The sequence below is a fragment of the Bacillus sp. FSL K6-3458 genome (genome assembly GCF_038005045.1).
GTDB lineage: Bacteria > Bacillota > Bacilli > Bacillales > Bacillaceae > Bacillus > Bacillus altitudinis.
Map to the genome: position 1 here is coordinate 3,563,204 of NZ_JBBOSI010000001.1, position 23,854 is coordinate 3,587,057.

Sequence of the window (23,854 nt, forward strand, 5' to 3'; positions counted from 1 at the left end):
TATTTTCATACTATTTATACCTTATTTTTAGAAAATTGTAAACAGGTTCATATGAACTTTTTAATTACTTTCTTCCTTATTCGTGACCTCCAAGATATCTAAGATAAACACAAAGATTGGGATGCCGATAATCAGTCCCCAAATGCCAATATAGTGTTCAGAAAAGATCAGGACAATAAATGTGAAGAAAATAGGGAGCTCTGTTTTAGCTGACATGAGCTTCGGATTTAAGAAGTAGGCTTCAATGGCATGGATGATCACGATCACCAGCACAATATATAGGACGTACATTCCGCCTCCAAGTGTATACGCAATGATGCTGAGTGGAACGAGGGAGATGACCACACCCGCTACCGGAATTAAACCTAACAAGAAGACCATGACCGCTAATCCAAATAATTGCGGGAAGCCCATAATGCCAAGCGCAATTGTCGTTAAGACACAGTTAACTGTTGCAATGATGAACTGTGCTTCAAGTACCTTACCAAATGTTCTGGAAAACTTACGTCCAAAGAAGGCAATTTCATGATAGAACACGGAGATTTTACTCGTTTTGAACTTATTCATGAATTGAATGAGGCGTTCCTTTTCGAACAGGAAGAACATGCTTAATATTAAGGACATAATGACCTGGATACTGAACGTGCTGAAATCTGTTAAGTATGTATAGAGGAAATTAAACCCTTTCTCGAAGAAAGAAGATATTTTGAAATCTCCGAACACATTGGTGACGACGTCAAAGAAGGGTAAATCTTGTGGATGATCTGCAATCTTTTTCCCTAAATGAAATAACTGTTCCACCTGTTTAGCAATGATGGGCACAAACACAAAGCCGCCAAACGTCAATCCACCAGCCAGAAGGATGTACAAAATGGTGATGACTGATTTCTGTCCTATTTTCAGGAAGCGATTTAAAAAGCCTCTTATGACCTCTTCTAACCGGTTCATTAAAAAAGTGAAAATGAAGGTCAGGAGGATTAAATTCATCATTCCTCTTAATAGATATAATGCTGTGGCTAATACTACAAATACTGAAAACCTCTTGACACCAGGTTTTTCGAACAATTTAAAAAATGCCGCCATACGTTACACACCTGCCAGGACTAAAGTCTATTTTTCGTTGGATCTCCTATTCATTATATCGGATCTTTCTGTAAATTATATAACAAAAGGTCAATGAGGTCTTACGATTCGTCCTAAATTAATCAAGCTTTTATGTTTTTTCTTTTTTTACACAAGAAAAAACCGAACCCCATGTAGACATAAGGTTTCGGTTTTTAGTTGTTTTTATACTAAACAGCCTGCTTGATATTTCGCATTTCCTGTAGCGCTGTTTTACTCTTCGCTTCGTCAAATTCCCCTTCACTTTTCGCTACAACAATTGTAGCAATTCCATTTCCAATCAGGTTCGTAATCGCTCTTCCTTCACTCATGAAACGGTCGACCCCTAATAGCAGTGCAAGACCTTCTAGCGGGATAACCTGAAGTGCAGCAAGTGTAGAAGCTAGCACGATAAATCCGCTTCCTGTGACTCCAGCTGCTCCCTTTGATGTGAGCATCAGAACAAGGATAATCGTGATCTGCTGTCCGATGGATAGATCCACCCCAAACACTTGCGCTAAGAAGACCACGGCCATGGACAAGTAGATTGAGGTTCCATCTAAGTTAAAGGAATAGCCTGTCGGAATGACAAGTCCAACAACCGACTTAGAGCACCCGTAGCGTTCCATTTTATCCATCATTCTTGGCAGGACCGATTCTGAAGAACTTGTGCCAAGAACAATTAAAATTTCATCTTTGATAAAACGGAGGTAACCGAACAGGCTGAAGCCATACATTTTACAAATGATGTTCAGCACGACGAAAATAAACAGGAACATCGTCATATAAACGGAAAGCATCAGACTAGCCAGTGGTTTAATTGAAGCTAAACCGAAGTGTCCGATTGTATAAGCCATTGCTCCAAATGCCCCTAATGGCGCGGCACGCATGATGTAACCAATGATTTTAAAGAAGACCAGTGAGAGCTTATCAAGCCATTCGATGATGCCTTTCCCCTTCTCGCCAAGTGCAGCGAGCGCAACACCGAATAAAATAGAGAAGAATAAGACCTGTAAAATATCTCCCTTTGCAAAGGCATCTACCATGTTAGATGGCACAATGTGTGTGACAAACTCCATCCAGTCGATACCCTGTCCCCCATTTTGGGTATATTGCGAGACATCCCCTTTTTCAAGCTTACTATAGTCAAGACCTGCTCCCGGCTTCATGATATTGACCACGAACAGTCCGATGACAAGCGCAAGCGTCGTCACAACTTCAAAATAGATAAAAGCTTTTCCCCCAACTTTTCCAACCTTTTTCATATCCCCCATCTTGGCAATCCCAAGTACGATGGTTAAGAAAATAATGGGTGCAATGACCATTTTCACTGCATTAATAAATGTGTCACCAAGCGGCTTCATTTCTTTCCCGACGTTTGGCCAAACCATCCCAACAATGATCCCGATAATGACAGCTGCAATGACCTGAAATGTCAGGTTCTTCAATAGCCTCTTCATAAAAAATCAACTCCCTCACCCTTTGATGTAAACGCTTAACTGTTATCTGTAGGTAAATGATAGCGATTTCATCAAAGGCTGTGAAGCTTATGGACATATCGTACATTTTGGTCTTTTTGGTCTCTTAGTCAGAATGTACGATATATTTATTCACAGGGCGTCCGACCCCGCCATATTGCATATCTAATTTTAGCTCGCCTTCTTTTACAAGGAAGTCTAAATAACGGCGTGCCGTGACACGTGCAATCCCAAGTGCATTGGCGACTTCCTCTGCAGACTGCGCTCCTTCTTGCAGACGCATATAGGCTTTAATTTCATTCATCGTATGCACATTCAGCCCCTTAGGAAGCCATGTCTCTTCCTGCTTAACTGCAGGCTTTCGTATGATATCATCGAGCATCTCTTGAGAAAATTCTGCTGCGGTACGAATTTTTGATTTGAACGCTTTATAGCTTTCAAGAGATTCTTTCATCCGTTCAAACTTAAATGGCTTAATGATATAATCTCGGGCACCATTTTGAAGCATGGTGCCGATCGTCTCTTTGTCCTTTGCTGCCGAAATAACAATCACATCCACCTGCATCTTTTGCTTTCTGATGTCTTGCAGTGTTTTGACGCCATCTTTTTTAGGCATATACACATCGAGCACCACAAGATCTGGACGAATGTCTTTGATCAGCTGGATGCCCTGCTCGCCATTTCCTGCTACAGCCGCAACTTGAAAGCCAGGGACACTCTTAATGAACTCTTTATTAACTTCTTGCACCATCGGGTCATCTTCAATTAATAGCACCTTAATCTGGGTCATCTGTCTCTCTCCTCTATTGTCATTGGGAATTCGATTGAGAAGGTGGTACCAATGCCGATGCTTGATGTGACTTCTACATTTCCCATCCCTTTGTCGATAATCGTTTTTACAATATACAGTCCGTAGCCTGTTCCGCCTTCTTTACCGTGAGTAAAGCCTTTGTCGAAAATATGAGGAATCATGTCCTCTTCTATTCCAGATCCATAATCTTCAATTAAGATCGCGAGGACATCCTCTGTTTGATCAATACTAATAGAAATGAGTTTTGTGTCTCTTTCTACAGTATCATACGCGGCAAAGGCGTTCTCGATCAGGTTGCCAAGTAGCTTCGTCATATCATGCTGATCCAGCCGCTCTGGGAAATCGCGCAGACTGCTATTTTCATCTACTTCAACCTTGATTCCAAGCTCCTTGCCCCTTCTTATCTTGCTCATCAATAAACCTGCCACTGCGTCATGCTGTATCACACGGTGGAGAAAGTCCGTCACATGCTCCTGCTCTTCGGTCGTTTGGAACGCTAAATCGAGTGCTTGATCGGCTTTCCCCAGCTGAATTAATCCCGCAATTGTATGGAGCTTATTCATATGTTCATGATTTTGCACCCGCAGACCATCAACGAAGTTCTTCACCCCGGTTAATTCCTCCGCCAATTTGGCCGCCTCTGTCCGGTCCTGAAAAATCGCAACCGCTCCGATGATTTTCTTTTTCATCACAATCGGAATTCGGCTGCTCATGATCCGCTTTCCGCTCATATGAATTTCTTCATTGTAGACGGGTTCTGCGCGGTCAATGATTTCTGGAAGCCTTGTATCTGATAGCACATCCCAAATATTTCGGCCCACTACATCACCTGTCACGCTGAAAATTTGCTTTGCTTTTTCATTAAAAATGGTGATCATGTGCTGGTTATCAATGGCAATGACCCCTTCATTAATGGAATGAAAGGTAGCAGTGCGTTCCTCTAGCATTCTGACAATCTCATGCGGCTCTAGCTTAAACATTTGCTGTTTAATATGACGGGCGAGCAAAAATGAACCGACAAGCCCGAAGCTGAGCGTCAGCAAAAGGATCATGAGGATATCCTGCTTCATTTCTCCTAATATATCTGCCATACTCGGCAATGTTCTTCCGACTAGTACAACCCCTGTTTGGTTAAATTTTTCATCTTTTACTGGATAAAAGGCTCTAATGGCTGTGCCAAGCTCTCCCTGTGCTTCTGAGAAATAGATATGCTCTGCAAAAGCAGGTTCTTCATCTGTCCCCTCAGAGCGCTGGCCTATCCTTGTTTTTACTGGATGTGTCAATCGCACGTGATCCATATCCATGACAACAATGTAGTCAGCATCTTGGATAATCCGAATCTCTTCAATGGCATGCTGTAACTGCGCACGCTCCTTTGTCTGATCATCCAATGCCTGCTTTACCTCATTCATCTCAGCTACTGTTCTTGCCGTGTTCATGAGCCTTTTTCGAAGTTCTCGTTCCTCTGTTTGCTGAATTCCCCCGACTAGAACAATTCCTCCAATTAAAAGGGCAAAAATGACAACGAAATATGTGAGGATGGTGAGCTTCCATCTAATAGATAATTGTTGTAATTTCAGTCGATTTCTCATCATTTTTTCACCTGTATCTTTACGAATTCTTCCTCTGTCAAGTATCCTTGACATAAGGGGGATCTGACGCATGAAGAATTTACTCGCCTATACGCTATTGCTCATCATCGGTTTTGTAACCGCTTTATACTTTGGTTTTTATCATATGATGCCTAAATCAGCGACGATCTTCGACGATGAACAGACTGGGCTGAAGGATCAGCTTGTGTTCAAATTCAGCCATGTTGTCGCAGATAATACCCCAAAAGGGCTGGCTGCAAAGAAATTTGCTGAACTTGTTCACGAAAAATCCGACGGCAGGATCAGCATTCAAATCTTTTCAAACGGGAGTCTTTATTCTGATATCGAAGAAATTAATGCACTAAAAGAGAATCAAGTTCAATTTATTGCTCCGTCTACGTCAAAGCTCGGCATGCTGTCCCCTGAATGGCTGGCACTTGATCTGCCCTTTGCCTTTTCTAACTACGATGCTGTCCAAGAAGGGTTACATGGTGCGATTGGACAGAGACTGTTCGGCACACTGCAAAAAGACGGACTAAAGGGAATGGCCTACTGGACAAATGGCTTTAAGCAAATCACTTCGAATAAAGGCCCAATCAAGCAGCCTAGTGATTTTAAAAAACAATCTCTCCGTATTATGCAAAGTGACATGATTGAAAAGCAATTCAAGCTTCTTGGCGCAAAACCCTATCAGGAATCGTTTAATTCAACTTTTCAGCTGCTAGAAACAAAAAAAGTAGACGGTGAAGAAAATACAATTTCAAATATTTATTCAAAAAAATTCTATCATATACAAGACTATATGACGATCAGTAATCACGGGTATTTAGGGTATGTCGTCTTAACAGATCAATCCTTTTTTGATCGTCAAACACCTGAGACGAAGCGAATTTTACTCGAAGCGATGGAAGAAACAACGGCATGGAACGAAAAACATGCCGAACAAATGAACAAGGATCAGCTGGAAGATATTAAACGCGAATCTCCAATTGCCATACACGAATTAACATCAGCAGAGCGGCAAAAATGGATGAAGGCGCTCGATCCTTTGTATGATGAAGCAGAAAGGATCATCGGTTCCACCTTGATCAAACAAATCCGCGAGCTCCGGGCACGCTATGAATATTCTCCGATTCAAGCGTTTGAAGAAGATGCTGAGACCAAATAAAAAATCCCTTCGAGAAAGGGATTTTTTTATGCGCCGGAGTCACGCTGTTCTTGCTGAGCGAGCTCCTCTAATCTTGTTAATATTCTGCGCTTTCGATATTGCATAATGCCTGTTTCGGCAATTCCTTTTAACTGTGAGCGGTTGGACGCTGCACCAAACAAAATCCCCGCAATTGGGACAAGTTGAAACAGCTTCTTCCAGCCAAACGAATCACGGTAGTTATATACGACCTCACGCCATCCTTGAATTTGAGAGATCATGTTTTCGTGCTTCCCTTCTGATGCATGATAGCTCTTCAGCTCTTTTAATATTGATTTTTTCCCAACAACGTCAGCAGAATTCAACTGTAAACATTTAATGATAAAGACTCGTTCTTCTTTATTTTTCGGATCATAGCCATAGGTGACGGCAATATCCTGTAATGTTTTTAAAGAGAGACCGAGGACAGCCGGGATATCTGCCGCTAATGTAAACATACCTCCGACACCTGTTGTCGCACCTTGTACAGTGGCGAGGTTTGTTCGGTTTTTCCCCATCTGATCACTAATGGCATCCATGACCTCGATCGGAGCCGCCTCAATATCTTCAATACGCTGAATCGATTCATCAGCACATTTCTTTTGAAATTGATGAATAATGCCTTTCTCTGACGTCAAATAGACACCGCCTGATTGAATGTAGTGCCCCATCTCATCTAATAACACACCGATTTTCTTTTGAATAAAGGCAGGGGTCAGCTTGTCCAGCATTTGAAATGGAAGCCGGCTGAGTTTCTCCCAAAACCATACCTTTTGCTGGTCTTTCTCCCATTTTTCAATCTCTTTTAATTGTGCTTTTAGCCACTCTCTTTCCTCCATGCCATTTGCCTCCTTAGATGCCGTTCAAGTATATGTCTGTTATTATACACAATCCTTGTCCATCATACGTATCGAACATTGAAGCGGTTCCGAAAGGTTTTAATCTCTTTTAAAACGGTTATTGCTTAGTAAACAAACAAAAGAGGAGTGATCAACATGTTAGGATTTCTGATTTCATTAGTTGTGGCGATTGTCATTGGTCTCATTGGGAGTGCACTCGCTGGAGGTAGTGTACCAGGAGGCTGGATCGGTTCAATGATTGCTGGGCTTGCAGGTGCTTGGATTGGTCATGGATTACTTGGAACGTGGGGTCCTAGTCTGGCAGGATTTGCGATCATTCCAGCGATCTTAGGAGCAGCCATTTTCGTCATTATTTTAAGCTTGATCTTCCGCAGCGTTGGATCAAGGGTTTCTTAAAAAACGATACAAAAGAAGAGGAAGCAGAGGATGCACCGCCTAAGATAAGAGGCGGTGTTTTTTATGTGTTGATTGACAAGGTATCTATTTTTTTCACTTACATATGATAAACAAACCTATTAGTTCAGATAGTTGACTTTTCATGAAGATGGGCATATGATGATTAAAAATTGCATCGAGGAAACTTTTTGTGCCAAAGCAAAACTTTGTAGAATCTAGGTGATGACATATGACAAACAAATACATCGAGGCACAAGCCCACATGTCAGTGGCAGCGGAGCGTGCACTTGAAGGAAAGGTGAAAGGATTTAGAAGGCTCCTTCCTTTTCTCGGGCCTGCTTTTATCGCCGCCATTGCCTATATTGATCCAGGAAACTTTGCGACCAACATTGCAGCTGGCTCGAAATATGGCTACCTTCTGTTATGGGTCATTCTCATATCCAATCTCATGGCCTTACTCATCCAGTCTTTGTCTGCAAAGCTTGGAATCGCAACAGGGAAAAATTTACCTGAAATTGCTCGAGAAGAGTTTCCAAAACCAGTCTCGATCGGTTTATGGATTCAGGGCGAACTCGTCATTATCGCCACAGATTTAGCCGAATTTATCGGGGCTGCCCTTGGTTTATACTTACTCTTTCGTATCCCGCTGCTTGAAGCATCGATTATTGCAGCGATCGGTTCTTTTGCCATTTTAGAGCTCCAAAGACGAGGTTATCGAGCGTTAGAAGCAGGAATTACCGGCATGCTGTTTGTTGTCGTGATTGCTTTCGCTGTACAAACCTTTGTCGCCAAACCTGATCTTGCAAGTGTCGCCGGTGGACTGTTCATTCCAAGGTTTGAAGGGACAGACAGCGTACTGCTTGCCGCTGGTATTTTAGGCGCTACGGTGATGCCGCATGCGATCTATCTCCATTCAGCCTTAACGCAAAGAAGAGTCGTCGGCAGAACGGAAAAAGAGAAAAAGCTGATTTTTCGTTTTGAGTTTTTAGACATCCTCATTGCGATGGTAGTTGCTGGCGCCATCAATGCCAGCATGTTGATTGTAGCAGCTGCTTTATTTTTTAAAAATGGTCTTTTTGTTGAGGATTTAGATGTAGCATTTCAGCATTTTGGAACTCTCGCAGGTCCTGTATCAGCGATCTTATTTGGTGTAGGTCTGCTTGTAGCCGGACTTTCCAGTTCTTCTGTCGGTACACTGTCAGGCGATATTATTATGCAGGGTTTTATTCAGTACCGAATCCCGCTGTATGTCCGCCGGCTGATTACCATCATTCCACCTATTGCGATCATTGCATCTGGAGTCAATCCGACATCTGCGCTTGTGATGAGTCAAGTGGTCTTATCCTTTGGAATTGCGTTTGCTTTAATTCCGCTCATTTTGTTTACAAGTAAAAAACGAATTATGGGCGATTTGACGAATGCTCGCTGGGTGACCGGAATATCTTGGGTGATAGCAGCTCTTGTTGTCGCACTTAATCTGTTTTTAATTGTGGATACGTTTATGTAAAAGACAGTGATCAGGCTGTCTTTTATATCGGGTTGTGGTAGAATTCCCCTTGAGAGGATGTGATCACATGTTTTTTTATCAGGATCAAGATCTATCCATGCGGCTGCTTGAACCAAGAGACGCGAGAAGTCTGTATCTGCTCATCCAACGCTCAAGAGAGCACTTACGTGAATGGATGCTATGGGTCGATTCGACGCAGACAGAAGAAGACAGCATGGCGTTTATTCAAGGTGCCATGCAACAAGCTTTGCAAAACAATGGTTTTCAGGCTGGAATCTGGTCACATGGAGAACTCGTTGGTATCATTGGCACCCACCAAATTCATTGGATTAATCGGACGGTTTCCATTGGCTATTGGCTCGGGGAAGGCTATCAAGAAAAAGGCATCATGACAAAAGCATGCAAAGCGGTCATTCACTATTTATTTGAAGAGTGCGGTCTGCATCGCATTGAAATAAGGGCCGCTGTTGATAATCAAAAAAGCAGACGCATCGCAGAGCGTTTATCTTTTTCACTTGAAGGCATATTAAGACAATGTGAATGGCTAGGCGACCACTTTGCCGATCACTGTGTGTACGCACTTTTACAGCCTGAATATATGAAACAAAAAACGAATTCGATCAATCAGCCCACTTAATTGTGTCGATTGCATGAACTATTTTACAAAGTGAAGCTTTGTAGTATCCGTTGTGATTGGCATCTGATAAAATAGAAGGAAAAAATCGAGGTATGATGTATGTCTCTTATTATTTTATTTTACTTATGGATTGTCCCTTTATTATTTGGCATTTTCTTCTCATTCCTAACAAAGAAAGCCACATACAAACGCCGCTTTGTCCCATCATATAGCATGGCAGGACTCAGCATCGTGTTTCTCATTCTGGCACTCGTCTTTTCAGCCAGTCATTTTCTATTCATTTGCGGTATGTTCCTATTCGCCACTACACTTGTCGGCACAGGCATCCCGTTATTTTTAGCCTTTACCAAAACACCTTCATAAACAAAACCACCTTTTCACGATGGAAAGGTGGTTTCTTTTTTTACTGCTGAGGCATTCGATAGGTCATCGTACCATTTGGGTTTTTTTCAATTACTTTCACAATGTCTTGAAGGATCTCTGACGCTCGATCGCTTGAGTCATACTTGCCGAGCGTCTTGACCCAAGAATCACTGCCTGCGATAAACCCTTCAATCTTTTTACCGGTTACTGTGACTTCGTGAACATTAACGAAACTTTGTTCGTTTTGCGTGAAAATCCATAGCATGGTTTATTCCCCTTTTTTTGTGGTGATTGGGTTAGTTTAACATATGATTCCCAATTATGTGTGGGGTGATTTGGTATGAAAGTGAATTTACAGTTTAAAAAACCTTGATTTTATCAGAAATATCAAGGTGAAATTTTCCATCTATGATAATCGTAATTCCTTCTACGAGTTCACCCATATTTTTATTTTCAAATTTCTCGGATATGATACTTATTTTATTGTCAATCTATGTTTTCACCGTTTCTTTCAAAATTTTATAAAATGATCCTATATATAACATTCCACGTAGAATTCAATCACCAAAGGACTTCTGCAATTCCATGAAAATCCCTATGCTCAAGAGAAAGGTCATTAGACAAACAATCTTATGTACGAAAAAACGATGGCTTATTTATCCATCGTTTTCTTTAAGTTCTCTACTTATTTAAAATCAATTGTTTTTCATTTTCTAAAAACTCTTCTACAAGTTCTTTCATTGTTTTTTGTGAATCATGGGGATAATAAAATGCGTCTGATACTTCTCTAAAAAAATCATACATATTTTCGGGCGTGTGAAAGACTGAGAAAATATGTTCAATTTCTTCAAAGATGGTATCATCAGTTGAGTGAGTATACGCTTCTTTCATAATACTATATAGCCACTTATGATATTCTCTCGTCATGTCTTCCGAAGAATTATCAGAGATTATGCTTTCAAGTATATCATCTACCTTTACTTCTTCTTGTTCCCACGCTAATTCAAGAATGAGCTCGTTATCATCATGAGGGTTATTTTCTAGATATTCCACTGCATAGTTTGTTACTTCTAAGGCAGGAATTAAATTATACTGTCTACCAACAAACAACGTAGCCCAATTACATTCAAATCCACTTTTCTTGATTATTTCAATTTTATACAATTTTTTATTTCCCCCATTGATTTATTTTTCCTGTAACTTTGCCGTCAGGTATAAAAGTTCTATGGGTTACTTTGTTAGTTGTTGGATCTACAACCCATTCAAACACGCCATTTCTTATCTCTTTCGACTGTATCATTTCAGGTGCATTATTCTTAATTTTTACAAACTTTGTCTCATACTTAACCATTGATCCCTCAATTTGATACAACGAATCCATATGTCCTCTTCTATTCGGCAAATCAAATCTTTTTGAATGAACTGCATAGTTGTCAATAATATCATTAAATCTATGATAAAAATCATCTTTTAATGCACTACCTACTCTTGGATTATCTAAAACCGGATGCTTAAGTTCACTCGTACTCTTAATCCCCATCTTCCCACGAAACCCTTTCGCCCCAAATGGCAAAAGCATCCCCAGCGCCGCATTCATACTAGCTTCTTGTTGTTCTTTCGAGACTTTATTTCCAAACATATCTCGACCCGTAATCGCTTCGCTGAAGCCGTTGGTCGCGGTGAGTCCATATAAGCCTTTTTGTGATGTTTTCAACGCATCGAAAGACTTCTGTGATGTCTTGTAAATGTCGACTGCTCTGACTGCGGCAGACGTGGCTTGAGTCGTTTTATAGACGGCTTTTCCGCCTTTGAAAATACGTCCTGCCCATCCGACGATCGGGATATATCCTGCGGCTGCCATGCCGCCTGCGGCGACTCGCTGGCCTGCGGTGAGTTCTTCACCTGTGATCGGATCGACACCTGTTGCGGCACGTTTTGCATCGTTCACGCCTGTCAGTTCATTGACGATATTTCCTCCGTAATCAAGAGCTTTTTCATACCACGGACGGTTGGCTAGCGCTTCTTGTTCCTTTGCAATCTTGCGGGCTTCTTCTTGATCTTTTTTGATTTTTAGATATTCAGAAGTTTGCTTCTCAATATCGCTTTTTGCCTTGTAGATTTCGCTATTTTGATACGCTTTCTTGTCAAAATTCATAGGCGAAATGGATTTTCCGTCATTTGTGGCATTGATCATTTCTGCGTACAATGCCATTGTAGCCTTCTCCTCAGTCTCTGACAAAGCATATTCATCTTTTAGATTTTGATCAAGTTCTATTAAATCTTTAACCGTTTTCTTCCGTTCATCTTCCGCATCTGCAATCTTTTCGTCAAAGGTTTTACTATCAAATACTTCCAGAGAAATGAGGTCATCAATATCTTGAAAAATCGTTTTGAGTGCCTTTTTTTGATCCTTCACGATGCTTTTGGCATTCTTGATTCCCATATGTACAGCGTTGTCTAAAAAGTGTTCTTCTACAAAGGTGTCGCCGCCAAAGTTTGTATCATCAAGTGTTCCAGAAACACCTTCATGAAAGGCTTTTTGTTTATCAATGAAGCTAATAAACATGTCCACATTTCCGGCGAGTTCTTTGTAGAAGCTTTTAATGTTATCGGCACCTTTTCCAGTGAAGTCGTCACCGAGATTGGCAACACCTTGTAATGCCTTTTTTAAATCTATCATTTGTTCGCGGAGTTCCTGATAGTGTTTTGCCCTTGTATCCATGGCACTGGTTAGTGCTTTTGCATCAAGTATCTTGCCCAGATTAAGCCACTCCCTCCATTATTGATCATAAAGTCTATTTTACCTTTCTCACCGAATTGGAAAAATAGGCTTTAAGTTGCAAAAAATCCAGTCTGTATATTTTTATACAGAAGAAAACAAGTGACAATTGAAATGATTTTACCTATTCAACAAAAAAAGTCAGTCTTCTAATTAGAAGACCGACTACCTGCTGTTTAGAAAAAGCGTTTAAGGCTTTTCTTGAGTGGAGGGATATCCAGCTCACCTTTTTCAAAGAATTTTTTCAATAAATATTTACTAAAGCCTGCTGCTTGTGTGTACGTGATTTTACCAGGTAACGGTGGTTCATTGGTCACCGCAACATCAATGATCACAGGTTTCTCAGCTTGAAGTGCTTGATCAAAGGCTGGTGCTAGTTCTTCATGTGATGACACCGAGATTCCTTTACCACCGCACGCTTCTGCAAATTTTGCAAAATCAATATCTTCCAGCTCTATACCATAGTTGATGTTGCCTTTTACCTGTTGTTCATATTCAATCATACCAAGGTTGTTGTTGTTTAAGATCACAACGACAATTGGCAGTTTATATTTTACCGCCGTCACAAAATCTTGCATCACCATTGTGAAGCCTCCGTCACCACAGACAGCAATGGCTTGGCGGTTTGGTTCGTTTAATTTAGCTGATATTGCGCCAGGTAACCCACAGCCCATTGTGGCAAGCCAGCTGGAAATAATGAAATCCTGCTGCTTCATTTCGAAATGACGTGCCATCCATACCGTCACATTACCGACATCAACTGAAAGAATGGCATCATCATCTACCGCTTCTTCTAATCTAGCGATGACTTGCTGCGGTTTAAGCGGTGATGTGGCAATAGATTTTTCCTTATCCATTTCTTCTCGCCACTTCATCATATGCTCTGTGCAAGCTTCAAGGAAACCGCGCTGCTCTTTATATTCAATATAAGAGGTTAGTTCATGAAGACCAGTCTTACTGTCACTTACAATCCCCACTTCTACTGGATATCTTTTACCGATCTGATCCGGTTTAATATCCAATTGAATGGCAGGTGTGTCTTCCGGTAAGTAATCCCTATATGGGAAGGAGGTTCCAAGCATGATTAATAAATCGCACTCTTCCATCGCTTCATATGCAGGCTTCGTCCCGATCTGACCTAGGTTCCCTAAAAAGTATGGATGCCTGTCTGGAACAACACCTTTTGCAGGAAGTGTAATGACGATCGGTGCAGCTGCCTTTTCTGCAAACGAAAGAAGTTCTTCTTTAGCATTTCTTAATCCTTTTCCTGCTAAGATGACTGGCTTCTTCGCATTGTTAATGAGTTGAGCAGCCTTTAGCAGTTGATCTTTCTTCGGCCGCACATCTCCCTCTACATAAAGAGGTGATGTATAAACGGGACTCCGCTTAATTTTCTGAGAAAATAAATCATCTGAGACAGCGAGAACCGCCACCCCTTTATGGGTATAGGCAGCTTTGATGGCTTGATTCAATAAGTCAGGCAGAGCTTCTGCTGTTTGTACTTGCTGATTAAAGACAGCAACATCGTCAAACATCCGCTCTAATTTGATTTCTTGAAATGCATCTCTGCCTACTTCAGTTGAGGCAACCTGCCCTGCTATCGCTAATACAGGTGCACCGTCCGCTTTTGCATCGTATAGTCCATTTAATAAGTGGACAGCACCTGGCCCAGCAATTGATAAACAAACACCAAGTTTGCCTGTTAGTTTCGCATCAGCTGCTGCTGAAAGTGCTGCCACTTCTTCATGTCTTGTTTGTATAAATTGAATTTTGCTTGATTCATGCCTTAGTTCTTCGATTAATTCGTTAATACTGTCGCCGGGCATTCCATAAATATGTTTCACGCCCCACTCTTCCAGTAGCGCTGTTACTTCTTTTCCTGCGGTTCTTTGCGGCATGTGAGAAAACTCCTTTTTTCTTACTCCATACCACCGCACCCTTTTGATCAAACGTTTCAACTTGCTCTTGTTACTTTTTAAAGTGATATGGAAGAGTGGCGACAACAATATCCCGTTTCCATAATAAACGGAACCTTAATAAGAAAGCAGATTGATTATGCAAAATGGTGTGCCATCTTTTTTTCGGAATAAATTGAGGGACGAGTACCATCACTCTATATTGATGCGCATTTGCTTTCGCTTCAATCGTTTCAAGAAACTTATCAAGCGGGTGAATGAGACTTCGATAAGACGAATGTAAAATCACAAGACGCACATCACTATTCAGCTTTTCCCAATCAGCTTCAATTTTCTTGTCTTTCTCTTTATCAAACGATACATGAACCGCTATGACCTGGTCTGATAAGGATTTTGCATATTGCACAGATTGTTCGACGACACGTGTGACACCTGCTATTGGGACGATGACCACATTTCCTTTGATTTCGACAGGCTCGGTTTCATTCAATAAACGTAATTGTTCTCCAACAGACAGATAATGTTTCTTAATAGAATGAAAAATAAATAGAACAATTGGCATGAAAACAAATACTGGCCATACAAGATGGAACTTGGTCAAAATGAGAATCATGAAAACCGTAAATGAAATAAGTGCTCCCACGATATTGATAGGCATTTTCACTTTCCATCCCTGTGGTTTTTCACGAATCCACTTTACACACATACCTGTCTGAGACAAGGTAAATGGAATAAACACACCGACAGCATAAAGTGGAATGAGGTGTTCCGTTTTCCCATCAAATAACCAAATAAGCAGCATAGAAGCTACACCTAAAAAGATAATACCATTGGAATAACCGAGCCGATCTCCTCTCACTGTAAACATGCGTGGCATATATTTATCCTTTGCTAAGTTGACAGCCAATAATGGAAAAGCTGAAAAACCTGTGTTTGCCGCTAATATTAAAATTAAAGCTGTGACAGCTTGAATGACATAGTAGAAAAATGTCCGTCCAAATGTGTCTGATGCAATCTGTGACACAACCGTTTCTTCTGGCTTTGGCGAGATGCCAAAACCAAACGCAAGCAATGTCACTCCTACAAATAGAACGGCCAGTAATCCCCCCATCATCAATAAAGTTCTCGCTGCATTTTGTGCAGCTGGTTTTTTAAAGGATGGAATTGTATTAGAAATCGCTTCAACACCAGTTAAAGCAGAACAGCCAGACGAAAATGCCTTTAATAAAAGAAATAACGTGATGCCTGATACATGTGTGCCAAATGCTGTATGTTCAGGTGCTGGCGGCACTTGCCCAGTTAATAGTTTAAACCCGCCCACTCCAATTAAAATGAGCAATGAAAAGACAAATAAGTACACAGGATAAGCCAAAATAGATGCCGACTCTGTCAGTCCACGAAGGTTTAACACCATAATCACTAGGACTAATACGATTGAGATCATGACATGATATGGATATAGAGCTGGAAAAGCCGATGTAATCGCATCGGTCCCAGCAGAAATACTCACTGCTACGGTTAAAATGTAATCGACGAGTAATGATCCACCAGCAACCAGCCCTGGTTTTTCACCTAAGTTTCTGCTGGAGACGACATACGCCCCGCCGCCTTCTGGATAAGCATAAATAATCTGGCGGTAAGATAGAATTAACGCCATTAAAAGGATTAATACACAACCTGCAATCGGGAGTGAGTACCAAAACGCTGCCGCACTGACAACTGATAGAACAATTAAGATTTGTTCTGTACCGTATGCGACTGAAGACAATGCGTCTGATGACAATAATGCCAAAGCTTTGATCTTTGATAGTTTTTGTTCTCCTGCTGCCTGTGATTTTAATGGTTTACCAATTAAAATACGCTTCATCAAACTGTACATGTGATGCCCGCTCCTTTAGTGTCAAACGATTTGAGTTACAAAATTTGGATCGCCAAAAAGACACAGAGGCAATAGAATGCCCCTGTGCCTATTGTTTAGATCACAGGTTGGTCTTTGCTCTCTTTAACGCTTACGAGGTTAGCTGACGGATTCGGGCGCATGAGATTTTGCCCTACCTTAAAAGGATTCACCCCACGTGGTGTTTTATACCACCACAATTGGTTCCCCCGCTCATCGAAATGATTCAGCGATTGGTCTTTTATAAAAGAGATCATACTCCCGTTTGACACCAAAGTAAAGAGATTTTTTCAAGGTCTTTTGATCGTTTAGAACTCAGTCTTTTTACGATTTTTTCGTACGAAATAGACAATCATTAAAAGCACAAAAAGGATGAGTGCAGCGATACACACAAAGTAAATCCAAGACTCGCTACTGCTTTGTTTTTCACTTGTTTTCAGACTGCTCGATGTGCTACTGACGGATTGATGATTAGTAAACACACCTTTGTTTTTACTCTCTATTGCAACTGTTGCTTTTTCTGTATTTGTTTGAAGAAATTGCATTACTTCATTTGACACGTTAGCTTCAGCTGCAGTCATTCCTGAAAAGACTGTCATTGTCTGTTCTTTATTCCAAACAGATGGCTGCGTCCATACAATTCGAGCCGTTGTTTCGTTGATCATGCCGAAAGAAGATACATCATACTGATCCTTTTTCACCGGAACAACGAGATCGGCTGCTTTTTCTTTCAGAAGAGAGAATGTTTGAATGCCTCCGATGAAAATGAGAGGGTGATTTTTCAATTGTTCATTTGTCACTTGAGAAGCTTTTATTAAATGATATTGAGCTACTTCTGGCTGACTAAAGGATTCCGTCAACATGGCCATTTGATTGATTGTTTCACGTTTGATTTGATCTGGTATGATGATCAATGTATTTTTCGAAGTGAACGGGAGCGGCCATGCGGCTAAATCTGGCTTTTCACTCGTTGTTCCTTCTGGTATTTGTAAAGAGCTATTTTTGTCAATGAATATCCAGCCTTCTTCATCCGTATGTCTGCAAGATTCCATGTTTTTAAAACCACTTGTGACAAATTGCAAATCAATATATTCATTTTTTTGAAGTATGTTTGAATCTACTGGAATCGAGACATGATAGAATCCATTCGCATCTTTGCTGCCTAGTTTTGTTAATGGTACGTCGTGCGGTTCGTCATTGATCATAACAGTTAACCGTTCTGTTTTGCTTGCCGCTGTATCAGATTTTTTGAATGAAAGATTGAGCTTTGCACCTGATTTTTGGTTAGCCAGTAGCGCTTTCGGATAATAGTAGTGGTCGGATGCTGTCTTGTTGGTCCCAACCGTGACATCATCTCCGCCAAAATCTTTCAAACGAATCTTGTGAGATGGTTTAGACGTTTGAGCTGCAGCCTTTTGAAGCACTAGGTCTGTTCCAGTCAGTTGATCCGTTAATTCTGACTGAGTCAGAACATTGATTTTATCAGCGATTGTCACAGGCTTTTCCGCTGTCACAAATAAAATGGGCTGTCTTGTTTTCTTTGCTGTCAAAGTTCTCATCGCTAACGTAAGATGACTGCTTTTCGTTTTAATTCCTGCAGCTTGTTCAATCGTTTTCATCCGTCCATCCCAGCTTCCTTTAGCTCCCACAGCAATCGTTGGGTGCGCCACTTGCTTGATGTCCTTTTCTTGGATCAGTTTGATCTCTTTTTGGCGATCTTTGTTTTTCAACGTACGGTATACTTTGATGGCTGCTTCTAATTCAGTTGCATCCGGTGAATTAGGAATGACAATGTCTGTCTGTTCTTTCTGATCACCTGTTTGAATAAAAGGTGATGGAAAGCTATCTAATGTGAAATCTTTTGTCTGGATTCCTTTGAATGTAAGTTCACTTTCAGGATACACTTTTAGCCAATTAGCAGGTGTCTCTTGGTTGATACACACGCCTTCTTTTAAAACACCATAAAATGTGACCTGAATGCGGTGAGTACCTTTTTTCAATTGTGCTTTGTTCAACTTGATTTGAATCGACTTTTTCTGGTTTTTCCCTGATACAGGGATGGTCTTTTCGATCTCTCCATCAATCATAACAGTGAATGAGGAAGGTGAAATCAATAATGGTGAAGCCTCTATATTGAACGTCAATGTGCTTGACTCTGTTTTTTCCTGATCCACTTGATAGGTAAATTCAGTGCGGTCTTCTTGCCCATATAAGGTCACTACGTCTTCTGATAGATGCTGCGTTTTTGTTTTGCTTTCTTTTGAAGATTGAACCCAATCATCTTTGACTTGAACTCGGTTGGATTGCGCCATTGCTTGACCTGCCATGAAAAAAGGCTGGATCGCTAAGGATAATCCTAATATATAAATCAACCATTTTAACGATTTCAATATGTCACCCGCTTTTCTTTTGTTGTTGATTGTAACGCTCGGTTTTGTACCATTTCACTTCTTGTTTCAATAATCGGCTTTTCGCCTCTACACATAAGGAGTACACAACAAGCGCAATCCATACTTGGGAATAGGTAAAGTACATGAGAACGACAATGAGAATATTTTGTTTGGTCAGCTCTGTTTTCTCTATGCTTAACGTAATCATCACTTCTGTTAAAAAGAGGAAGAAGGCTAATCCCCATAGGATGAGTGCCACAGCTCCCACAGATAAGTGAAGATCAACGAATAAGTTTACGATAAAAATGCCGTTGGAGAGCAGTACACCAAAGAAAAATAGGAAATACGTAAAGAAAAAATAAAATAAATCGAAAATCATTCGTTTTCGTTTTAATTTCATAAACTGCCTTAAAAATTTGAGCACAACATATTGGTTGCCTCTAGCCCAGCGTGTTCGTTGCCGCCACCAGACTTTCCATGTTTCAGGCTCTTGTTCCCATGTAATCGCAGCAGGAAAGAACCGAATCACATAGCCCAGATTATACACACGAATCGTTAGTTCAGTGTCTTCAGCTAGTGCATGGACATCCCAGCCGCCAAGCTCTTCTAAAATGTGCCGACGGATCGCAAAGTTGGTGCCTGGTATTGTCGCAATGCCAAACCATTTCCATCTCCCGCCTTGCGCCATCCACTGGAAGCAGATCGTTTCTATGTTAATGAATTTTGTCAGGAGGTTTTTGGCTGCATTGATGACCCTGAATTTCCCGACAACAGCACCTGCTTTAGGATCATTCAATAATCCAAGAACCAAATGGTAGACGGCTTTCTTTTCAGGCATATTATCTGCATCGTATACACAAATAACGTCTCCTGTCGAAGCCTTCAAGCCTTCATTCAGTGCAGTAGATTTCCCCTTCCCTGCAAATGGCGGCTTTGTTTCAATCATATGAACATGATCGTATTGCTCACTAAATGATTGCACAATCTCCCCTGTACGATCAGAGGAATTGTCATTAATCACAATGACTTCAAGAAGGTGTTTGGGATAGGATAACTGGACCATGGCTTTTAGCGTCTGCCGAATGACCACTTCTTCATTATGTGCTGGAATGAGAATGCTGACGGTCGGCAGATCTTTCCCTTGTTTCGTCCATTTAGGCAGCACTTTTTCGTAAGTTAAATAGTGCTGAAAGCCTCCCTGCATCAGAAACATATGATATAGGAGCATGATCCAAATCAGTATTAATGATAGGTAAAATAAGATATCAGCCACCTGATTTTCTCTCCTTAAAGATCCGTTTTTTCATCGTCAGCCTTAAATACAATGTGTAAAAAGCAAATGCCACAATAAAGAGCAGCACCACCATTGTGAGTATTCGAAGCATATTTTCCATCCCGCTTCGTTTGTTTGTTTTTGGTTCAGCTATATTGGATTGCTCTATTTGAATCTGTCCATTTCCTGTTGTTTTGATCTGGACATTCTGAGTTTGAACAGTCTGTTTTGTTTTCTTTAAATCTAGCCATTCACTAGAAGGGATCGCATCCATTTGTGTGATTACATCTTGCAGCCCATCTTTCCCCGCTTCCACATCATAGGACAGCCCAATGGCGGCGGATTGGATATGCTGCAAGGATTGAATTGTTTGCTCAGTCAGTATGTTTGCACCTTCTTGGTCAGACGCTGTATCTATAGACTGTTCAGGATATAAAGTCATGCCATGAAGCATGGCGGGTGTCGACAAAAACGGTGATGCACTTCTTGTTTTCCATGTACGGTCTGAGAGCTGCACCTGCCCAAATAGACTGGACATATGGCGGGAAATCACTTCATAGCCTTGCAGGGAAATGGCGTCATTTGGCACTTCAAATGCAAGCGGATATAACCCCTGCTGCGCCAGCAGTTCAATGCCTTTTGTCAGCTTTTCTTCTGTATAGATGGCTTCTTGATGTTGATTGGATGTGATATACGCATTAAAATCTTTTTCATTCGGAAAAAAGCTTTTGTTCAGCTGCTGATTAGCTTTCTCTGGTTCATTTGACGTAACGGGCTGATCGTACTTTACATCCCAGAATTCAAAGCCTTTACCCGACTCCTCCGTTCGATACGTACGGCTAAACCCGTGAAGAACGACACTAGCTCCATTGCTTTGCAATTGTGTTAACACGCGGACAAGTTTAGGCCGGTCACTGAGCGTCACTTCATCCCCTGTTGCTGGATCAATCCATATAGGGGTCACCGCCAGCAGAAAAGGGATATGGCGAGCTGTTACGTATCGTCCAAGTTCAAGTAACTGCTTCTCATCCGTGACGGGGTTAATCTTCCCAATCTGTAAGTACTTTGTCGTCGTTTGATTAGAAGCCGGCAGGAGACTTTCCAGCACCTCTGCAAGTAGCTTGTCGTGCTGAAGGATATTTAGCATTCCGACATATGCCGCACCTTCTTTTGTTTGAATCACAAATGGCTGTTCAGCTTTATTTTTCTTCAATAAGAATTTACGTTGCAGATCTGTCCCTTGAACCGTCTGAGCTGTGATTCCTCTCTCTAGCTGACGGTATTCTTGATCATCAGTATTTTTGATTTGACTGATGTGATCTTGTTTGTGAAAAGTAAGCGTGGAGAATGGACGAAGCTGTTCCGCATTGTATCCTATTGCGATTAAGCGTTTTGATTCGTTTATGAGACGAATGGTTTGTGCTTTCAACGTTCTCTTTTCTTCACCTATATAGATAACTTGCTGAAAGTCATTGAGGTTCTTTTCAGTGATTTGTTCATCAGATAAAATGGTCGTTCGTGTGGAAAAATGACCCACAAGTACATCAAGCATATGAACAGTTGGCGTTGTCTCACCTGATTGTGTGGAATAGACGATGAGGGTCCTGGACTCTTTCTCAAGTGCACCGGCTGATGTACTGTCTTTGATCGAAAGCATAGAGAAAAGAACGATTAACAAACAACATTTCGTCAAAACATTAAAGTTCATTCATCATCATCTCGTTTTCTAGTTCTTCTAAAAATTGCTCTGGTGTCCGATAATCCGAGCTGCTTGTTAAATGACAGACATGAAAAGTTAAAGTCACTTCACGACCATTTAGCAGGACATGCGTTTGCAGTTTATCCTTTAGCTTTTCAAGAACGATCGAGACGTTTTCTGCAGGTGTGTGAGTGAGCAGCAGCCCGATTCGTTCTTCGGATAATCGAAATTTCTTATCGGTTTCTCTCACACTTTCGCGAATCTTCATACTGAGTTGCTGGAAAAGATGCTGCATTTCTTTTTCTCCATATAATGTTTTGAATTCCGCTGAGTAGTGCATATGAAGAAGGATAAAGACGAATGGCTGTTTGTATCGTTCTGCTCGTTTCATTTCCTCAGACAATTCGAGCCTCATCCGCTCTGCATTGTCAAAGCCTGTGGTTGAGTCAATCGCTACAAATTGTTTGATGGCCCTCTTTTGTTGGTCAATGGTGTGACGCATCGTTTTTATTTGCTCATGCACGTTTCCAGCAGAAATAGCAAAAAAGAGAAGCGCCACGCCCCATATCACGACATCTTGCAACGTTTGATGAGAAAAGAGTGAATTTGTGTGACCAAGCTCTGTAAAGAACATCCCGCTTCCTATAAAGAACAAAATCAACAAAGTAAAAACCAATGCTGGCAAAATACCAAATAAAATGCCGCATCCTATCACGACAAATGTGAGTGTGATGATCATGACACTCTCCGCATCACGTCCATTCAAGTAGCCCATAAATAAAATGAGTCCCGCAAACGTGAGGAGCACCGTATAATACGTGCGATAGGTGTTACTGAATAACCTTTTCATTTAGAAGCTCCCTTTCTGCAATTAGAGGCAATAAATTATCAAATGAGTGTGTATCTTTTTCGTTCATGTAGCCTCCGTAATAAGGCTTGAGAGGATCTTGGATTTGCAGCTCTTTCATTCGGTGATAGACGTCTTTTGCAAAATCATCTTCTCCCTGTTTGAGTGCATATAAGATCACCAGTGCATAGACTGAAGGCGATTCATACGTCACTGCTGGCTGTAATGTGCTCAGTTTATATCGTCCATACAGTTTTCCTTCCTTTTGGAAGTTGGTTTTCAGCCATTTCATGATGACTGTTGTATCAACCTGTGCACGTTCGGCATAAAGAGCCGTATAAAGCTGGTCGATCAAGTTGATTTCCTGATCAAATGAGTAGACTTTCTTCGCTATGTCATAGGATTTTGGAAAAAATCCTTTTTGTCTCGGTGCATTTTTTAGAATGGCCAATTGGTTGTTCATCATTTGTTCTGTGAATAGGTGGAGGGATACTAGTTCTTTGATTGCTTTTGGGTCAAGATATGAAAGTGTGATTGTATGTGAAGTTTGCTTTGTCGATGCATCATAATAGTCGGTCAACATACCCTTGAACATGTTTTTGTCTTTTAACGCTTTTGCGATTTTTTTGGCTGTGGTTTGATATACTGACTTCTGCCACAATTGATCTGCTTTTTGAAGTGCTGTTACTACACGTAAGTCATCAACTAAAGCATTGACTTTGCTTTTTTGATGAGATTCGATTTGCCAGCTAAGAAGATTATGTTCCAGTAAAAATTGAGTGCGCAGGACGTCTACCTGTTGATCAAAAGATGTTTGATCTTTTTTTCTAACAAGATAATCCATCCAAAGTCCGAGCGATTCTGATAAGTAGGTAGGCTGCTCCGCAAGCGAGGTCCGGATCATGCCTTGATCTGTCATTAAGTGGTGAGTCATAAAGTACTCTCCTGACAATACTGGCTTTGCAGGTTCTGGTTGAGCTGAATGTTGCTGCTGTTTCCAGGTACATCCGCCTAGTAGAATGACAATGAGTATAGCGATAGACGTACGATATATGGGCGTGTCCATTCGTGTCCCCTTTCAATCCTTGTTCTCTCTAAGCATCTAACGATTTATTATAGAGC

At 41.1% G+C, this 23,854-nt stretch carries 20 protein-coding genes and 1 riboswitch; of the genes, 5 read left to right on the top strand and 15 right to left on the bottom strand.

Annotation, left to right across the window (positions count from 1 at the left end; genetic code table 11):
* Positions 1–60: 60 nt before the first annotated feature.
* The 4 genes from MHH23_RS18935 to MHH23_RS18950 form a co-directional block, all read right to left on the bottom strand.
* Positions 61–1,083 (bottom strand): AI-2E family transporter, encoded by a 1,023-nt coding sequence (locus MHH23_RS18935; RefSeq protein ID WP_007496515.1) that lies wholly within the window; start codon positions 1,081–1,083, stop codon positions 61–63.
* A gap of 209 nt (positions 1,084–1,292) precedes the next feature.
* Positions 1,293–2,561 carry a C4-dicarboxylate transporter DctP gene (gene dctP, locus MHH23_RS18940; RefSeq protein WP_007496516.1) on the bottom strand — a complete coding sequence of 423 codons (1,269 nt, stop codon included), beginning with the start codon at positions 2,559–2,561 and terminating at the stop codon, positions 1,293–1,295.
* A gap of 124 nt (positions 2,562–2,685) precedes the next feature.
* Positions 2,686–3,369, bottom strand: a complete 684-nt coding sequence (locus tag MHH23_RS18945) for a response regulator (RefSeq protein WP_039166112.1) — start codon at positions 3,367–3,369, stop codon at positions 2,686–2,688.
* On the bottom strand, positions 3,366–4,985 hold the full coding sequence (locus tag MHH23_RS18950; RefSeq protein ID WP_041507162.1) for an ATP-binding protein: 1,620 nt from the start codon (positions 4,983–4,985) through the stop codon (positions 3,366–3,368). Before MHH23_RS18950 ends, MHH23_RS18945 begins: the two co-directional genes overlap by 4 nt.
* A gap of 67 nt (positions 4,986–5,052) precedes the next feature.
* Here MHH23_RS18950 and MHH23_RS18955 point away from each other — a divergent pair, with 67 nt between their 5' ends.
* Positions 5,053–6,150, top strand: a complete 1,098-nt coding sequence (locus MHH23_RS18955) for a TRAP transporter substrate-binding protein (protein ID WP_159145424.1) — start codon at positions 5,053–5,055, stop codon at positions 6,148–6,150.
* A 26-nt stretch (positions 6,151–6,176) separates the two neighbouring features.
* Here the strand turns inward: MHH23_RS18955 and MHH23_RS18960 are convergent, their stop codons facing one another.
* A complete protein-coding gene (locus tag MHH23_RS18960) occupies positions 6,177–7,007 on the bottom strand; it encodes an EcsC family protein (RefSeq protein WP_024720476.1) in 831 nt (276 codons plus the stop codon).
* Between the two features lie 156 nt (positions 7,008–7,163).
* On the opposite strand from MHH23_RS18960, the gene MHH23_RS18965 reads away from it, so the two are divergent.
* From MHH23_RS18965 to MHH23_RS18980, 4 genes are all read left to right on the top strand, one after another.
* Positions 7,164–7,424 (top strand): GlsB/YeaQ/YmgE family stress response membrane protein, encoded by a 261-nt coding sequence (locus tag MHH23_RS18965; RefSeq protein ID WP_003214275.1) that lies wholly within the window; start codon positions 7,164–7,166, stop codon positions 7,422–7,424.
* Between the two features lie 229 nt (positions 7,425–7,653).
* Positions 7,654–8,931, top strand: coding sequence for an Nramp family divalent metal transporter (locus MHH23_RS18970; protein WP_008346963.1), 1,278 nt, complete (start codon positions 7,654–7,656; stop codon positions 8,929–8,931).
* A gap of 67 nt (positions 8,932–8,998) precedes the next feature.
* Positions 8,999–9,568 (top strand): GNAT family N-acetyltransferase, encoded by a 570-nt coding sequence (locus tag MHH23_RS18975; protein ID WP_340960055.1) that lies wholly within the window; start codon positions 8,999–9,001, stop codon positions 9,566–9,568.
* A gap of 99 nt (positions 9,569–9,667) precedes the next feature.
* Entirely contained in the window at positions 9,668–9,931 is a 264-nt protein-coding gene (locus tag MHH23_RS18980) for a hypothetical protein (RefSeq protein WP_008346966.1), read from the top strand.
* A gap of 40 nt (positions 9,932–9,971) precedes the next feature.
* On the opposite strand, the gene MHH23_RS18985 is transcribed toward MHH23_RS18980, so the two are convergent.
* The 10 genes from MHH23_RS18985 to MHH23_RS19030 form a co-directional block, all read right to left on the bottom strand.
* Complete coding sequence (locus MHH23_RS18985) at positions 9,972–10,196, bottom strand: hypothetical protein (RefSeq protein ID WP_024720475.1); 225 nt, start codon at positions 10,194–10,196, stop codon at positions 9,972–9,974.
* Positions 10,197–10,612: 416 nt separating this feature from the next.
* Positions 10,613–11,095, bottom strand: coding sequence for a DUF2247 family protein (locus MHH23_RS18990; RefSeq protein ID WP_024720474.1), 483 nt, complete (start codon positions 11,093–11,095; stop codon positions 10,613–10,615).
* Between the two features lie 4 nt (positions 11,096–11,099).
* Entirely contained in the window at positions 11,100–12,692 is a 1,593-nt protein-coding gene (locus MHH23_RS18995) for a ribonuclease YeeF family protein (RefSeq protein WP_272953194.1), read from the bottom strand.
* A 194-nt stretch (positions 12,693–12,886) separates the two neighbouring features.
* On the bottom strand, positions 12,887–14,608 hold the full coding sequence (locus MHH23_RS19000) for a pyruvate oxidase (protein ID WP_340960057.1): 1,722 nt from the start codon (positions 14,606–14,608) through the stop codon (positions 12,887–12,889).
* A gap of 70 nt (positions 14,609–14,678) precedes the next feature.
* The gene (locus tag MHH23_RS19005; protein ID WP_007498061.1) at positions 14,679–16,505 is read right to left on the bottom strand and encodes an APC family permease; all 1,827 of its coding nucleotides are present in this window, start codon (positions 16,503–16,505) and stop codon (positions 14,679–14,681) included.
* Positions 16,506–16,617: 112 nt separating this feature from the next.
* Positions 16,618–16,765, bottom strand: a riboswitch (cyclic di-AMP (ydaO/yuaA leader).
* A gap of 66 nt (positions 16,766–16,831) precedes the next feature.
* Complete coding sequence (locus MHH23_RS19010; RefSeq protein ID WP_340960058.1) at positions 16,832–18,913, bottom strand: cellulose biosynthesis cyclic di-GMP-binding regulatory protein BcsB; 2,082 nt, start codon at positions 18,911–18,913, stop codon at positions 16,832–16,834.
* Between the two features lie 4 nt (positions 18,914–18,917).
* Positions 18,918–20,141: a glycosyltransferase family 2 protein gene (locus tag MHH23_RS19015; RefSeq protein ID WP_283938929.1), complete on the bottom strand. Its 1,224-nt coding sequence runs from the start codon at positions 20,139–20,141 to the stop codon at positions 18,918–18,920.
* A 37-nt stretch (positions 20,142–20,178) separates the two neighbouring features.
* The gene (locus tag MHH23_RS19020) at positions 20,179–21,894 is read right to left on the bottom strand and encodes a DUF2334 domain-containing protein (protein ID WP_340960059.1); all 1,716 of its coding nucleotides are present in this window, start codon (positions 21,892–21,894) and stop codon (positions 20,179–20,181) included.
* Entirely contained in the window at positions 21,884–22,735 is an 852-nt protein-coding gene (locus MHH23_RS19025) for a GGDEF domain-containing protein (protein WP_138278128.1), read from the bottom strand. Before MHH23_RS19025 ends, MHH23_RS19020 begins: the two co-directional genes overlap by 11 nt.
* Positions 22,716–23,798, bottom strand: a complete 1,083-nt coding sequence (locus MHH23_RS19030) for a glycosyl hydrolase family 8 (protein WP_251211000.1) — start codon at positions 23,796–23,798, stop codon at positions 22,716–22,718. The genes MHH23_RS19025 and MHH23_RS19030 overlap by 20 nt, the downstream gene beginning before the upstream one ends.
* Between the last annotated feature and the right edge of the window lie 56 nt (positions 23,799–23,854).